The organism is Streptomyces sp. NPDC012935, from assembly GCF_042900345.1.
Lineage (GTDB): Bacteria > Actinomycetota > Actinomycetes > Streptomycetales > Streptomycetaceae > Streptomyces.
Genome location: NZ_JBIBBC010000023.1, coordinates 37,995 through 53,227, shown reverse-complemented (window position 1 = coordinate 53,227; position 15,233 = coordinate 37,995). Strand labels below are relative to the sequence as shown.

9 protein-coding genes are annotated in these 15,233 nt (G+C 67.6%); 3 read left to right on the top strand and 6 right to left on the bottom strand.

Annotated elements, in window-relative coordinates; translation table 11 throughout:
- Positions 1 to 282: 282 nt before the first annotated feature.
- Positions 283 to 4,668, top strand: a complete 4,386-nt coding sequence (pglW, locus tag ACFY5C_RS36685; protein ID WP_389453170.1) for a BREX system serine/threonine kinase PglW — start codon at positions 283 to 285, stop codon at positions 4,666 to 4,668.
- A gap of 144 nt (positions 4,669 to 4,812) precedes the next feature.
- On the opposite strand, the gene ACFY5C_RS36680 is transcribed toward pglW, so the two are convergent.
- The 3 genes from ACFY5C_RS36680 to ACFY5C_RS36670 form a co-directional block, all read right to left on the bottom strand.
- Entirely contained in the window at positions 4,813 to 6,288 is a 1,476-nt protein-coding gene (locus tag ACFY5C_RS36680; protein ID WP_389453167.1) for a hypothetical protein, read from the bottom strand.
- Entirely contained in the window at positions 6,285 to 7,637 is a 1,353-nt protein-coding gene (locus ACFY5C_RS36675) for a KGGVGR-motif variant AAA ATPase (RefSeq protein ID WP_389453164.1), read from the bottom strand. The genes ACFY5C_RS36680 and ACFY5C_RS36675 overlap by 4 nt, the downstream gene beginning before the upstream one ends.
- Before the next feature lie 70 nt (positions 7,638 to 7,707).
- Positions 7,708 to 8,283, bottom strand: coding sequence for a hypothetical protein (locus ACFY5C_RS36670; protein WP_389453162.1), 576 nt, complete (start codon positions 8,281 to 8,283; stop codon positions 7,708 to 7,710).
- Between the two features lie 155 nt (positions 8,284 to 8,438).
- Between ACFY5C_RS36670 and pglX the strand changes: the two genes are divergently transcribed.
- On the top strand, positions 8,439 to 12,200 hold the full coding sequence (pglX, locus tag ACFY5C_RS36665) for a BREX-2 system adenine-specific DNA-methyltransferase PglX (protein ID WP_389453159.1): 3,762 nt from the start codon (positions 8,439 to 8,441) through the stop codon (positions 12,198 to 12,200).
- Between the two features lie 66 nt (positions 12,201 to 12,266).
- Here the strand turns inward: pglX and ACFY5C_RS36660 are convergent, their stop codons facing one another.
- On the bottom strand, positions 12,267 to 12,458 hold the full coding sequence (locus tag ACFY5C_RS36660; protein ID WP_389453157.1) for a DUF397 domain-containing protein: 192 nt from the start codon (positions 12,456 to 12,458) through the stop codon (positions 12,267 to 12,269).
- The gene (locus ACFY5C_RS36655) at positions 12,455 to 13,285 is read right to left on the bottom strand and encodes a helix-turn-helix domain-containing protein (RefSeq protein ID WP_389453154.1); all 831 of its coding nucleotides are present in this window, start codon (positions 13,283 to 13,285) and stop codon (positions 12,455 to 12,457) included. The genes ACFY5C_RS36660 and ACFY5C_RS36655 overlap by 4 nt, the downstream gene beginning before the upstream one ends.
- Before the next feature lie 153 nt (positions 13,286 to 13,438).
- Between ACFY5C_RS36655 and ACFY5C_RS36650 the strand changes: the two genes are divergently transcribed.
- Positions 13,439 to 13,948, top strand: coding sequence for an ATP-binding protein (locus tag ACFY5C_RS36650; protein ID WP_389453151.1), 510 nt, complete (start codon positions 13,439 to 13,441; stop codon positions 13,946 to 13,948).
- On the opposite strand, the gene ACFY5C_RS36645 is transcribed toward ACFY5C_RS36650, so the two are convergent.
- On the bottom strand, positions 13,906 to 15,015 hold the full coding sequence (locus tag ACFY5C_RS36645) for a hypothetical protein (protein ID WP_389453148.1): 1,110 nt from the start codon (positions 15,013 to 15,015) through the stop codon (positions 13,906 to 13,908). The two genes, ACFY5C_RS36650 and ACFY5C_RS36645, sit on opposite strands and share 43 nt — an antisense overlap.
- Positions 15,016 to 15,233 lie beyond the last annotated feature (218 nt).

Sequence of the window (15,233 nt, the reverse complement as noted above, 5' to 3'; positions counted from 1 at the left end):
ACCCGCGGCTTGTACTCCCTCCGAGGAGGGGTATGCGGCGCACGGCCACGTTGTCGCACAACTGCGCGTCCATACCGCTGAGTTGTCGAGTCGGGCAGCGATCGGAGTTGTTGTATCCGTGCAGGCTCGACGAGTCACGGTCGTTGGCCCGTCAGCTCTGGGAGCAAGGCAAACGGATACTGCCTGTCAGTGGTGCGCGGTAAGGTCGACCAGGAATTTTCGCCCGAAAGGGCGTGAGGAGACAGCGGAGGTCGGACGGTGGCGGCAGGAGACTCGCGTCCGGTGCCCAAGCCCGGCCCGCCGCGTCCGGCGCAGCAGTGGTTCCAGGAACGGCCCTCCCCGTATCCCTGGGAGCAGGACGCTCTCGATCACGTACAACGCCTGATGCCGGCCGCCGAGCCGTATCGCGCCTGGGCCACGTTCTCCTTCACCGCGCAGTCGGGCCGCATCAACGAGTGCGACCTGCTGATCGCGGTACCCGCCGGCCTTTACCTGGTCGAGATCAAGAGCCATCCAGGGCGCCTGGAGAACAACGGATCCACCTGGAACTTCCGAGGCTCCGACCGCACCCGGACGATCAACAATCCGCTGCACTTCAACGATGCCAAGTCGAAGGACCTCAAGAGCAGACTCCTGTGGGCGGCCCGCAAGTTGGGCATCCCCGAGCGCTCCGTGCCACGTGTGGAACCGGCGATTTTCCTCTCGGCTCCGGACCTCGAGAGCCATCTCGACGACGTCCAGAAGGTCAAGGTCTACGGTCGTGACGACCGCCCCACCGGCCTGAAGCGCATCTGGCAGGACTTTCTCGGCCTGCCGCCCGACCGCCCCGACCGCCGCATCACGCCCGACTTCTCCCGCAACACGCTGCCGCGCCTGCTGAAGGCCATCGGTGTCCAGCAGTCCACGGCCCATCTCAGGTTCGGCGACGCCTGGAAGCTGCAGCCGCACCCCCTGGACCGCGGGCAGTCCTGGGAGGACCGCCTGGCCACGCGCGACGACGGCCTCGTCCAGGAGGAGGGCCGCGTCCGCATCTACCTGGTCGGCCATATGGCCACCGAAGCCGCGAAGAAGTCGACCGATCGCGCGGCCCGCCGCGAGTACCAGGTCCTGCAGGGCATCACGCATCGCGGCATCGTCGAGGCCGTCGAGATCCGCGAGCATCAGGGCGGACCCGCGATCCTCTTCCGGCACCGACACACAGATCTGCGCCTCGACCAGTACCTGGCCACCTACGGGGGCAAGCTCACCCCCGAGATCCGCCTCGATCTCGTGCGACAGCTTGCCGAAGCCGTCCGCTACGCGCACAACCGCGCCCTCTACCACCGTGCCTTGGCGGCCAGTTCCGTCTACGTCTCCTTCCGGTCCGACGGGACACGCCCCGAACTGCGCATCACCGACTGGCAGACCGCGGCCCGCGACTTTGACAGCAATGCCACCTTCTTCCGCTCTATCGGCGGGTCGGCGCTCGACGCCGCACTGATCGAAGATGCAGCCCGCCTCTATCTCGCCCCCGAGACCGACCAGCCGTACGCGGATCCGGCCGACCTGGACATGTTCGGACTCGGCGCTGTCGCGTACCTGATCCTCACCGGTCAGCCTCCCGCCACTCAGCGCAGCGCGTTGAGCGAGCGCCTGCGCACCGACTCGGGCCTGCATCTGTACGCCGTCGCCGACGGCTTCTCGGACGCGCTCGACGACCTGGTCTTCAAGGCCACTCGCTCCGACGTCAACGAACGCCTCGGCTCCGCCGAGGAGTTCCTCGACCTTCTGGACAACGCCGAGCGCGCCAGCGTGCTACCCGAGGCACCCACTGCCATCGGCGTCGATCCGCTGGAGGCTCTGCCCGGCCAGTCGCTCGACGCGGAATGGTCCGTACGCCGCGTCCTCGGCACCGGCGCCACGGCCCGTGCCCTTCTCGTGGAGCGCGCGGTCGAGGACGACGACGGTGACGTACAGATCGACGAGTGGGTCTTCAAAGTCGCTCTGGACGAGCAGAAGGCGGAGCGGCTGCGGGCCGAGGCAGGCGTCCTCAAGGAGGTGGGCGGCGGCGCGATCGTGCAGCTGCGGGGCGAGGGGCTGCGCGAGATCGGCGGGCGGACCGTCCTGCAGCTCGAGTGCGCCGGTGAGCAGTCCCTGGGCGCCCGGCTGCGCGGCAAGGGCAAGCTGACCTACCACGAGCTGGAGCGCTTCGGCGACGATCTGTTCAGGGCGCTCGACCAGCTGGCCGCCAACGGAGTCCTGCACCGCGACCTGAAGCCCGACAACTTCGGCATCCACCACAGCAAGGACCGGATCTGGCGCCTGAAGCTGTTCGACTTCTCCCTCGCCGACGCCTCCGAGCGTGACATCAAGGCGGGCACGCGCGGCTTCCTCGACCCCTTCCTCGGCTCCCTGCGGCGGCCGTACTACGACGACCACGCCGAGCGGTACGCGGCGGCCGTCACCCTGCACGAGATGGCCGGCGGTGAGCGCCCCATGTGGGGCGACGGACAGCTGGACCCGCTCACCAATGAGTCCGCCGAACTGTACGTCGCCTCCGAGCTGTTCGAGCCGGCCCTCAGGGACGGCCTCACGTCCTTCTTCCGGCGGGCGCTGCACCGCGACACCGAGCACCGCTTCGACACGCTGCGGCAGATGCACGACGAGTGGCGCGAGGTGTTCCGGGCGGCCGACGCGACCAAGCCGGCCACCACCCCGGCCACGGTCGGCGCCCAGGCCGAGGACGCGGAGGAGGCCCGTGACGCCGCCGCCGAGGCCGCGGACGCCGAGACCCTGCTGGACGCCGCAGGCCTGTCGCCCCGGGCCGTGTCCGTCGCGCACGGGCTGGGCGCCACCAAGGTGGGAGAGCTGCTCAACGTCCAGCCGTACGCGATCTCGAAGGCGCGGGGCGCGGGTGCGCTCGTACGCAAGGAACTCAACCGGCGCCGCAAGCAGTGGGCGATCGCCCTGCGGCAGCTCACCGGGGCCGACGTCCGACCCGCGGTACCGGCCGCGCGTACGGACGGTGACCCCGAGCCGGACGGATCGCTGCTCCTGTCGATAGACGACATGGCCGCCAGGCTCACCCCCGAACCCGGTCGCAAGGGTTCCCACCGTGCGCCGGTGGTCAGGCTCACGCTCGGTCTGCCGCCCGAGGAGGGCGGGCTGTCGCCGTTGGGACCCTGGCCTGTCCAGGCCCGCATCGCCGACCACCTCAAGATCAAGCAACCGCCGGTCTCGCGTCACCACCGCATCGAGATCAAGCAGTGGGCTGAGGCGGACTGGCTGCGACGGGTGCGCGAAGAGCTGGTCGAGATCGTCACGGCGGCCGGGCGGGTCATGACCGCGCAGGAGGCGGCCGCCGAGCTGCGCGTCCGGCACGGCGCGGGCGACGACACCCCCGAGCGTACGCTCGCGAGGGCGCTGGCCGTGGTACGGGCCGCCACCGAGGCCGAGCTGTGGGACGGCGAGGGCGTGGAACAGCACGAGCCGCGCCTGGCTGTGCACCGACGAGGCGACACCGTACTGATCGCCGCGGAGTCGTTGCCCGGGACCGACGACCCGAGCCCTCGTGAATTGGCCGACTACGCAGCCGAGTTGGGGTCGGTGGCGGAGCGACTGGCGCGTCAGGAGCCATTGCCGGGACGAGCCGCGGTGGTCCGGGACCTGCGCGCGGTGCCCGCCCCGGAGGGCTTCGCCCCGCTCGCGGACACCCGGCTGGTCGACCTCGCAGCCGCCGTCGCCGTGGGGACCGAGGTCACTCCGCGCCTTGAGCTGTACCCCCGTGACCTCAGCCTGGACCGCGCCCTGCGCATCTCGCAGGCAGGGGCGGGAGTACGACGGGACCGTGGCATCACCGTCGCCGAGCTGCTGGCGCGGCTGCGCGCGCGCTTCCCCGTGCTCGACGCGCTCTCCACAGAGCGCGAGCCGACGTATGTCGAGCTGGAGGACCCGCTCAGGGAGGCCCGCTTCGAGCTCCAGTACGACACCAAGCTGGAGCGGTTCTTCCCGCCGGCCCTGGAGACGGCCGGCCAGTGGACGTCCACCGGGACGGGCACCAGTTACGTGTCGCCCGGCCATGGCATCCCGGCGGTCGCGGAGGTGGACGGGGACCTGCATGCCGCCACCCGTGCCAGGCTCGTTTCCCGCGTTCAGCGCGGCGGGTTCCTCGCGCTGACCGTGAAGGGCAGCCGGCTGCCGGGTGCCGCCGAGGCGGTGGCCGCGGCGTTCCCCGTCGAACCCGTCGACCTGGGGCGGGAGTTCCTCGCCCAGTTCCGCGCGCTGGCGGCGGAGAAGGGGCAGGACTGGGAGAAGGTCCTGCGCGCCGACGCGGGCTCCGCGCCGGGGCAGATCAAGCGGGGTCTGGCTTCGTTCGTACGTGCGGTCTGGGTACGTCTGGAGGCGGCCCTGCTGGAGCGGGCCGCGGCACCTCGCACGGTCCTCTTCCTGCATGATGCGGGGCTGCTCGCCCGGTATTGGGACGAAGGCGGCCACGACCTCCTGGTCCGACTCCAGACGGCGGCGCGCAGACCGGCCGACGACCCGCACGGGCTGTGGCTGCTGTGCCCCGTGGACACGCGGACGCAGGTCCCGCACCTGGACGGGCGGACGGTCGAGGTGATCGGCGGCGACGGGGAACGGGCGTACCTCGACGGTGACTTCCTGACGGCAGTGACTGCGGCGGCCTGAGCGCTCTGCTGGAAGTGCCGCGTGGAAGTGCCGCGATGTGCCGTCGGTCGTCTGTGGCGCCGTCGTGGCCGGTCGCGCAGTTCCCCGCGCCCCTTCGGGGCGCCTCCGCCGCCTTCAAGGCCGCACGCCGGGATCTGCCTGTGGTCAGTGTGCGCGCCGGGAGACGCCCCCCTTGCGGCCGATGCCGAAGGCCAGGCGGTAGACGTCGGGGATGTCGACCGCGTAGTCGCGCAGGTCGGTGGCGCCCGCCGCTCGCCGTGTCATCACGCCGAGCCTCTCCAACTCGTCGATCAGCTCACGGTGGTTGTCGACATCCTCCGGGCCGCTGCCCTGCGAGCCGTTCACCAGGACCTCGCGCAGCTTCGCGGAGAGGGAGGCGTCCCGCCAGTAGGCGAGGACCACGGACGGCTGCATCGGAACCTGGCCGCCCCGCAGTTGCTCGACGGCGACCGCCGCCCAGCGGATGTCTTCCGTGATCTCGTCCACGCGGATCTGGGAGGCGGTACTCACGGACGCTCGGATGGCGTCGTAGTGAAGGGCGTATTCGTGTGCGGGGTATCGATCCCGGCTGATGGTCGCCGCTGTGGAGACGGCCTGGAGGAGCGTGCGTGGACTCACCTGGCCCTTGCCGTCCTGCAGGTGGTTGGGAAGCCAGGTGTACGTGTGGCCGCGGCGGTGGCTCGCGCCCATGTACGGGCCGGCCATGGTGACGAACAGTTCGTGCTGCCGCTTCGGGGTGGCGATGACATCGACGGGGGCGATGCACCTGCCTTCGCCCTCACTGCGCCAACTGCCGGTCCACGAACGGAACTTCTCCGCCTCGGGGCTCGGGTGGTTGCCGAGCTGGTGGTAGAGGAGGCCGTACAGGTTCTCCGTGGTCCAGGTCAGGTCGGTGGCGTTGGCGCCGAGTTTGGAGGCGTCGGGGAAGTGTTTGGGCGCGCTCTCGTACATGTCCGGGCGGACGAAGATCTTCGCCCGGATGGCGCTGGTGCTCATACGGAGATCCAGCGCCACCTCGAAGAGGCCGGACACCAGCTGGTCGACGACCGGCCTTTCGTTGTGGAGGTGCTCCAGGGCATCGAAGATCAGCAGGCGGGTGCGGCCGCTCTTGCGGGCCTCCTGGTCGATCGTCCACAGGGCGCGTTCGTAGGACTCCATGTGCTCGGCGACCCAGCGGACCCGCTTGTCCCAGCCTTCGATGCGCAGGATCTCCGGGGCCCCGAGTCCGGTCAGGACCACGGCTGACCAGAGGTGCTGGGGCTTGACGCCGTCCTCCAGGAGTTTGCTGATGGCGTTCTTACTGGGGTGGTGCAGGTTGGGCTCGCCACCCTTCGCGTGGCCCGTGGCGACCGTCATCCGTTGCAGCCGGGGCATCATGTACGAGGCCGCGGCGATCTCGCGCATGCTGTCGTCGCTGAGGACCTTGGTCCACACGGTCTTGCCTGAACCGCGTGCGCCGCGCACCACCGTCACGTCGGGGTCCAGCGCACGCCGGTGGCTCGACGGCGTGAACAGCCGCGTGACGTCGGGGCTCACGGTGTCGGCGTCGAAGGCGCTGCCGGGGGCGGTGGCGAGCAGCGTCCGGTACTCGTCGGTGGACAGTGGGTCCCGGTCCGTCATGACAGCTCCTCGCTGGGGAAGACGAGTTGGTAGACCTCGTCGAGGAACCTCTTGTACGCGGCCTCCACGAAGGGCAGTTCGGGCCAGTCGCGGTCCTGGAGCGGGTCGAGGCCGATCAGGTCGTGGCTGAAGAGGATCGGGATGGGCGAGTGCGGGGCCTGGTCGTCCTCCAGGGCCGGGTGGTACGCGTCCAGGTCCCCGCCCTCCGCGTCGTCGTAGAGCGTCTCGGCGAACATCTTCTGGGCGTTGTCGCGGAGCTTGTGCAGGCGCTGTATGTCCCCGGCGGATCGGAACATGGCGGCCACGATCCGGAGGCGCTCGCGCAGGTCGACGGCCCGGTCCGGGCGCTGCTTCCACTGAGAGAACAGCATGCCGTAGCCGTACCAGGTGGACGGGTTGTCGACGGTGAAGAGCAGGGAGAGCCCACTGAGCTGGGTGAGGGTGACGGCGGCGATGTCGTGAATGCCGGCGCGGCTGTCGAGCAGGACGACGTCTGGCTGCCGCGAGATCCCGGCCACCTGCGCCTCGCAGGCGGCGATCGCCTCCTCCAGCCGTACGCAGAACGGCTTGGGCGCGCCGCCCGGTTCGGCGGCCGGAAGGTCGCTGTAGATGCGGTTCAGTTTCGCGAGGTAGTCGTAGTCGTCGCGGGGGCGGCCTCCGGCGGGGGCCAGCCAGATCTCGCCGTTGCCCTGGGTGGGCACGAAGAATGAGCTCTGGGTGACGAGGTCCAGCTCGTCCGCGTTGCCGACGCCGGCTTCGACCAGGTGGTCGACGATGCCGTGCTCGGGCAGTTCGTCGAGGCCGTGCAGGAGCGTGGAGACTCCCGGGGACTCCAGGTCGAGGTCGACGACGAGGACGCAGTGGCCCTTGTCGGCTAGGTGCCGGGCAAGGACGGCGGTGGCGGTGGAGCGCCCGACGCCGCCTTTGAAGCCGTACAGGGCGACGCGCCGCTCTCGCACCTCGGGCTGCGGTGAAGCGCCTGGTGCGGCTTCCCGGGCCCAGTCGGCGCCCACGACGGTCCGTTCGAGCACGGCGACGCGGCCTCGGTGGCCTGGCTCGCCCTCGTCCTCGACGATGAGTTCGGGGGAGGCGAAGAACATCTCCGGTGCGAACATCGTGGACGCGGCCTGGACGGGTTGGGGGCCTGCGAAGGCCTGGGTGTCGCGTCGGAACGCCTCCGCCAGCGATTCCAGCTCTTCGGCGGGCAGTGGCTCGGACTCGTCGTCGATGAGGAGCGACGCACGCCCGAACAGGTCGCGTACGAGGACGGTGTCCCGGCCGGTTTCGGCGGCCCGGTGGGCGTGGCCCAGGGCGGCGTGCCACGCGGCGTCGAATCGGGTGGGGTTCATGGGGCGGGCGCCTGCTTTTCCACTTCGGCTTCGGCTTTGGCTCGGGCTTTGGCTGCGTTTGTGCTTTGTGCTACCTCGCCTGTTGGTAGGCGGCGATCACGGTACGGGCCGCGGCGAGGTGACGTTTCACGCGCTGATCCGATATCTGGCTGCTGTCACGGTAGCGGTGGGCCACGTCCCACTCGTCGGCGGATTCGCGGAAGGGGTTCTGCTGGGGGATCTGCGCGAGGACGGTGGCGCCGCGGTGGCCGTTGGCGAGCAGGAGGAGTTGGTCCCAGACGTGGGGGAGATGACCGTGTTCGGAGGCCTTCCTCGCCTTCTCGATCTGGGTCTTGCTCGGCGCCGCCGGGTTGTTTCTGATCGCGGGGCTGTAAGGGATCCCGAGGGGGGTGTCCTGTCGGGAACCAAAGAAGTCGAGGAGCATCGCCTTGATGACGCACTCCGCCGCGATTCCGGCCAAGTGGTCGGCGGAGCCGAAGAGCGGGGGTGACTTGGCGAGTTGCGTTGCCGCGTCGTAGTGGCAGCGGCCCACCTCCAAGAAGGAGTGTTGGTGGGCGGGTGCGGGTGTCGGCGTAGGTGCTGCGGGTGCCGGGGCTGCGTGTGTGGTCGAGGCCGCCAGGACCGGAGGAGGTGTCTGAGCCGTCACGGTGATCACCTTAGCGGCGTGATCATGGCAGATGAGAGTACTTTGCCATGACTCCTGCGGGATCTGTTTCGGTCGACGGTGCTGGCAGGATTGGGACGCGAAACCGTGTAGCGATGTGCGGTGGGTGACGTGGTGCTGCGAGAGGGATGCGAAGAGTGACGGTCACGGGCCAGGGTGAGCGGGCGGGGCTGGATCAGGCGGCGCTGCTGAAGGATCTGCGGCGGCAGGTCGTCGTCCTGGAGGACGATCTGCGTGCGCGCAGTGAGTCCGAGGAGGAGTACCGCGTCCGGCTGGAGTCCGAGTACCGGCGGGCCCGGGAGGCGCAGCGTACGGCGGCGACGTATGGGGCGTGGCGGGACGAGAGGGTGACTCAGGCTGCGGTGGCTTGGGTGCTGGCCTGTGTCTTCGTACGGTTCTGTGAGGATCACGGGCTGATCGAGGCGCCGTTCATCGCCGGACCCGGGGAGCGGTTGGTCGAGGCGGAGGAGCGGCATGAGGCGCACTTCCGTGACCATCCGGATCACAACGACCGGGACTGGTTGCTTGCGGCGTTCAAGCATCTTGCGAGGGCCCATGAGACCGTGGCCGGTCTCTTCGACCGCGCGCACAATCCGCTGTGGGAGCTGATGCCGAGCTATGAGGCCGCGACGGAGTTGTTGCGGTTCTGGCGGCGGTGGGACGCGGACGGGCGGATCGTTTACGACTTCTCGGATCTGGACTGGGATACGCGGTTCCTCGGTGACCTGTACCAGGACCTGAGTGACCACGCCCGGAAGACGTATGCGCTGCTGCAGACGCCGGAGTTCGTCGAGGAGTTCATCCTCGATCTGACGCTGGAGCCGGCCATCGAGGAGTTCGGGCTGGATCCCGTGGTGGAGGGGCCGGGGGGTGTCGAGCGGCGTGGGCTGCGGACGATCGACCCCGCGTGCGGGTCCGGGCACTTCCTGCTGGGGATCTTCGAGCGGCTCGTGGAGAAGTGGCGGGAGGCGGAGCCGGGCGCGGACGAGTGGTCGGTGGTGCGGAGGGCTCTGGAGTCTGTCCATGGGTGCGACAAGAATCCCTTTGCGGTGAGTATCGCTCGGTTCCGGTTGCTGGTTGCGGCTATGCGGGCTGCGGGGGCTTCGCGGTTGGCGGATGCGCCAGTGTTTCCCATCAATGTGGCTGTGGGGGACTCGTTGCTTCATGGGCGGGATGCGGCGGGTATTCAGACGGATTTGGGGACGCTGTTTGAGGAGTTGGAGAGGGGCGACTCTGGGAGTGGGCGCGCCTTTGTTTACTCTTCGGAGGATGTGGGGGATTTCGCCGGGGAGGTGGAATTGTTGGGGCGGGGATCTTATCACGTTGTGGTGGGTAATCCGCCCTATATCACAGTGAAGGACAAGTCGGAGAACGATAACTACCGAGCTGCGTATGACGCTTGCTCGGGCAAGTACGCCTTGTCTGTACCCTTCGCGCAGAGGCTCTTTGACTTGGCATTGAAGGGGGCGGGTGGCGGCAAGGGGGGAGGTGGTTTCGTCGGGCAGATCACGGCGAATTCATTTATGAAGCGAGAGTTCGGCAAGAAGCTCATTGAGGCTGTTTTTCGTGAGCGCGTTGAACTGTCACACGTTATTGATACATCGGGGGCGTTCATCCCTGGGCACGGTACGCCGACAGTGATTCTTGTGGGGCGGAACCGACTGCCGAACCCCGATCGGACGATTCGGGCCGTGTTGGGGGTTCGAGGGGAGCCGTCGCAGCCGAGAAAGGCTGCAGAGGGTCTTGTTTGGAAAGCGATTGTTGAGCAAACGAGTCGTCCGGGGAGTGAATCAGAGTGGGTCTCGGTCGAGGATGTCCCCGCTCAAGGATTCCGTTCCCATCCGTGGTCGGTAAGCGGCGGCGGCGCAGGCGCACTGCTCAATCGCATTGAGATGGCTGTGCAGAGCAAAGTCGCTGCACGAGTTGAATCGCTCGGCATCGCCAGTTTCACTCTGGAAGACGATCTGTATTTGTTGCCTGAGCGTAGTGCCAGGCGTCGAGGCATCACCGCTGATTGGTCTCGGACAATGGTGACTGGCGACTTGCTGCGTGACTGGAGGGGGGGCGAGTTCGAGCACGTACTATTCCCGTACACTCAAGAATTCGAGGCGGTGGATGTTGAGGCGGAGCCGCCGCTCTTGCGTTACATGTGGCCCGCCCGGACGACGATTTCAAACAACATTCTATTCGGAAGGCAAACGAAAGTAGAGGGCGGCCTCAAGTGGTCGGAATTTGGGCGCTTGACGCGGTCCAAGTTGAACACGCCGTTGGCGATTGCGTATGCGGAAGTGAGTACACACAACCACTTCGTTTTGGATCGCTCTGGAAAGGTATTCAACAGGACTGCCCCGGTAGTCAAACTTTCCAGGGAAGCAACAGATATTGAATATCTAGAGATCTTGGGGCTGTTGAATTCTTCTACTGCCGCGTTTTGGTTGAAACAGAACTGTCATGTCAAGGGGGGTAGCGGTATCGGCAGGGGGGTCCAGGACGAACTTTGGGAAGCGCGATACGCCTTCAATGCAACACGGCTGGCAGAGTTCCCGCTACCAGATAGGCTGCCGCTTGCTATGGGGTCCGTATTGGACTCGCTGGCACAGAAGCTAGAAAAATCCGAGCCCTTTGTGATCAGCAAGGACATCGCCCCCACTCGTGCGGCTCTGGATGGAGCGTGTGCCGAGTACACACGCATCCGCCAGCGTATGATCGCCCTCCAGGAAGAGCTGGACTGGCAGGTGTATGGGCTATACAAACTGCTGTTTGAAGCCGACCTGACGCGGACGACCGTACCGGAGCCCGATCCCGACACCATCCCCGAAGTACGGCTCGGAGAGCGGGCTTTCGAGATTGTGCTAGCTCGAAAGCGCGCGGCGGGCCAAGTTGACACCGCGTGGTTCGAGCGGCATGGATCGACGCCCATCACCGAGATTCCAGGGCACTGGCCCGACTGGTACCGAGACATCGTGCAGGCTCGAATCGACATCATCGAGCGGCGTACGGACATTGCGCTCATCGAGCGGCCCGAGTGCAAGCGGCGTTGGTTGGCTGAGCCCTGGGAGAAGAAGGAGAAGGCCGCCCTCCGCACGTGGTTGTTGGATCGGTGTGAGGATCCCGCGCTCTGGTTTAGTCTGCGGGAGGGTGTGAAGCAGCCTCGCACGCTCACCGCCAACCAGATTGCCGATGCCCTGAGTTCCGACGCTGATTTCACCTCCGTCGCCGCGCTCTACGCCTCCGACCACCTCAACAAGCCCGACCTCCCGCTCGGGCAGGTGCTCGCTGATGTCATCGCCGATGAGCACGTGCCGTACCTCGCTGCCATGCGCTACAAAGACCCCGGCCTGCGCAAGCGTGCGCAGTGGGAAGAGGTCTGGGAGCAACAGCGGGAGGAGGACCGGACTGGGCAGCGGCTCGACATCCCCGTACCGCCGAAGTACTCGTCCGCTGACTTCCTCAAGCACTCCTACTGGTCCCACCGCGGCAAGCTCGACGTGCCCAAGGAGCGGTTCATCTCCTACCTGGAGGCCGGGCCCGACGCCGATCCGACCGTGCTGCTCGGGTGGGCCGGGTGGGATCACAAGGACCAGGCCCAGGCGCTCGTCAACCTCATCGAGGACCGCACGGAGCAGAGTGGTTGGGGCACCGAGCGGTTGACCCCGTTGATCGCCGGGTTGCATGAGGTCATGCCCTGGGTGCGGCAGTGGCACGGTGAGTACGACGGCGAGTGGGAGTCCGTGCCGGCGGAGGACTGTGATGCCTTCCTGGACGAGCAGATGGGAAAGCATCGGCTCAGCGCGGCGGATCTCAAGGCATGGCGGCCGGTGAAGCGCGCGCGAGGGCGGAAGGCTGCCGCCTCGAAGAAGGCGAGCGCCCCGGAGCAGCCCGCCCTCGACGTCGAGTAGGCGGAACGTGGCGATGGGGCTGCCGGAGTTCAGTACTCCGGCAGCCCCACGGGCGTTGAGCGGGTGTCAGAGTCGGGGGTCTGCCGCGTACGCGACGAAGGTCGACCACGTGGTGCGGGAGAGGGCTAGCTGACTGCCCTCCTTGTCCTTGGAGTCCCGGACGTGGACAGCTTCAGTGCAGTGAGCGACCTCAACACAGTTGTCGCCCTGTGTCCCGCTGTAGCTGCTCTTGAACCAAGTCAGCTCGGTGGTGCTCATAGCGCTCCTCGCATCTGTTTCAACAGCCCCACGGTCGCCTCGTGGCTGAGGGCCTGCGAGCGCATCTTCCCATAGCGCTGAAGGAGGGCGCTGGTGTCTTTCGAGCCTGTGATCAGGGCACTTCCCTGCTGTCCCTCGAAGTAGCCGAACCACTGATTCTCCGGAGACTCCGCCAGGTACATGGGGCCGTCGAGTCCTGCGTGATCGTCTTGGCGCATGGGCATGATCTGGAGCTGCACATTGCGGAGTTCGGCCCGCTGCAGCAGGTGGTCGATAAGGATGCCCGTGACCTCGTCTCCACCCGTCCGGCGTTCGAGTAGCGCCTGCTCGATGATGAAGCTGAAGGCCATGTTCTGCTTCTCGGACAGAACACGCTGTCGTTCGAGCCGTGCCTCGACCTGCCGTTCGAGTTGCTCATCAGTCAGCGGAGGCAAGCTACTCAGGAAGACCGCCCGAGCGTACGCCTCCGGCTGCAACAACCCAGGAACAGCTCGGCACTCATACGCATAAAGCGAGATCGCCTCCTCCTCGATCCCCGCCCACTGCACAAACCACGAAGCCAGCCCCTGCCTCCGCGTCAGATGCCGTGCCGCCGCCTTGAGCACCCTCGGCGCCTGTAGAACCACCCCGGCCCGCTCGATGAACCTCACCGACGGGAACCGCTTCCCCTGCTCCAGCTTGGCCACCGCATGCACCGAGTACCGCACCTGCGGCGCGAACTCCTCCTGCGTCAGGCCCGCTTCCTCCCGCAACGCCTTCAGGACCGCGCCGAAGCTCTTGAGGCCGTCCGACACTTCCGGTTCACTGCTCGCGACGCCGTCCAACACGCCCGGCCCACCTCCCACGTACCCCACCGGGACATCAACCCACCCATGGTTACGGGGCGTCACCCACCCTGTCCACTCAGTGAACCCACCCAGCCGCGGCTGTACCAGCGTCGTGCCTGTTGAACCGCTCTCCCTCCCGCGACGCTGGACCGCATGACCGCACCTCAGGCCCAACCGGCCGTCACCGTACGTGTGTTCTTCCAGAGGCTGAGCGCGACCCGGCGCGGCGCCCGCCTCGCCCGTCACCTCGCCACGCACCAACTCGACGCCTGGGGCATCCCGTTCGGCTCGGACCTCTCCGACACCGCCGCCCTCGTCGTCGCCGAGCTGGCGTCCAACGCCGTACTCCACGCCCGCGTACCCGGCCGCGACTTCGCCCTCCGCCTCGAGCACCGTACGGACGCACTCCGCATCGAGGTCGCCGACGCCCGAAGCGACCGCCCTCTCACCGCACAGCCACCCGCGACCGGCGCCACGGACGCGACCACCGATCAAGACCACGGCCGTGGCCTCGTCATCGTCGACGCCCTCGCCTCCCGTTGGGGCGTCGCCGACCGTCGAGGGCCCGGCAAGGTCGTCTGGGCCGAGATCGACCTCCTCGACAGCGCCCCGAGCATCCGTCACGGCATCGGAACCGCCGGCGGGCTCGGCCGCTGCCAGTAGTGCAGCACCGGAGGATGCGCGACCTCCTCCCCGAGATCGGAGGTCAGCAGGTGATGCCGGGCAACCGCGTCGTCGACGATCTGCCGCCACCACTCCAGCCTGTCCGGACCAGCGTCGGCCGAGATCAACTCATCGTGCAGCGCGTACAGCTCACACGTGTTGTGCCACTGCGACTCGCGTACGTCGGCGTTGCTCTCGCTGAAGCGGGACAACTCGGCGCCCTCGCACACCGCGCACCCGCACGTCCACGGTTCGACGCGCGCGAACCAGTTCTGCAGCACCTCCACGCGGTGGTACTTCAGCAGCTCGCGGACGAGCACCACCGGATACGGCCGCCAGCCCCGGCCCTTGCTGCGCGGGTCCATGCCGTGACGGAGCATTGCGGTGACCCCTACCGCCGTGCCCAGCGCGCCGTGTGCCAGTGCGTCGAACGCCGCCAGGTCCGTCCGCCACAGCAGCAGACGCGGGCAGGACCGGCACAGCACACGTAGGCCCTCGGCCACACCCACCCGCTCCAGCGGGTCCTTGTAGTGCTGCATGATCAACGCCACGGGGTGCCGACTGTCCCGTACCGCTTCCACCAGGTGCAGCAGCGACTCGTTCCGCAGCCAGCGGTAGCTGCACGGCAGCAGAACGACCGTGTCCGTTCGCTCCAGCCGGTTGGCCTGGGTGATCACGGCACGCAGCACGCGCGCGTCGCCGTCCTCGTCCGGCGGCGGTATGAAGCAGGTCGGGGTTACCGCGAACGCCGCCTTGTTGGCCAGCTGGCCGTTCAGGGCCTCCTCCAGGCCGGAGAAGTCGAGCGCGTGCCAGCCGTCGGACGCCTGATAGCCGAAGGGGCGGTCGGCGGTCGCGACCCGGTGCTCGTGGCCGCCGTAGTCCACGGCCACGACCGTGTCCGGGTAGCTGTTGCGTATGTTCCGGCACCTCACCGCCGCATCGGCACCCGTGAGGAGCAGCCCTCCGGCGTTTCCGTCGATGTACGGCAGCAGGCCGATCGCCGACCTGTCGTTCACCATGATCAGTAACCTGTCGCGCAGTAAGCCCTCGATCCCGGTGCTCCCCATGGGTCCCCCTCGCGGTCCTCAAGCACGCCGGCATGTCCCGCTGGTCACGAGTGTCAGAGCCGGTTGAAAAGAAGCACAAGACGGTCGTATGCGGGCTTAAGTGGTTCTCGGCCAGGCTGTCGACGGGCCTACACCCAGGTGGAAGTCACGGAGAGATGCTCACTCGTCGCTTTGCGTGAGAGAATCGTGCGCTCGAGTCGCTCAACGTGACATCAGCG

Bases quoted from the DNA above. Each gene is read 5' to 3' on its own strand.
- ACFY5C_RS36680 (WP_389453167.1), bottom strand. From the start codon at position 6,288: ATGACGGACCGGGACCCACTGTCCACCGACGAGTACCGGACGCTGCTC.
- ACFY5C_RS36645 (WP_389453148.1), bottom strand. From the start codon at position 15,015: ATGGGGAGCACCGGGATCGAGGGCTTACTGCGCGACAGGTTACTGATC.
- ACFY5C_RS36650 (WP_389453151.1), top strand. From the start codon at position 13,439: ATGACCGCACCTCAGGCCCAACCGGCCGTCACCGTACGTGTGTTCTTC.
- ACFY5C_RS36675 (WP_389453164.1), bottom strand. From the start codon at position 7,637: ATGAACCCCACCCGATTCGACGCCGCGTGGCACGCCGCCCTGGGCCAC.
- ACFY5C_RS36660 (WP_389453157.1), bottom strand. From the start codon at position 12,458: ATGAGCACCACCGAGCTGACTTGGTTCAAGAGCAGCTACAGCGGGACA.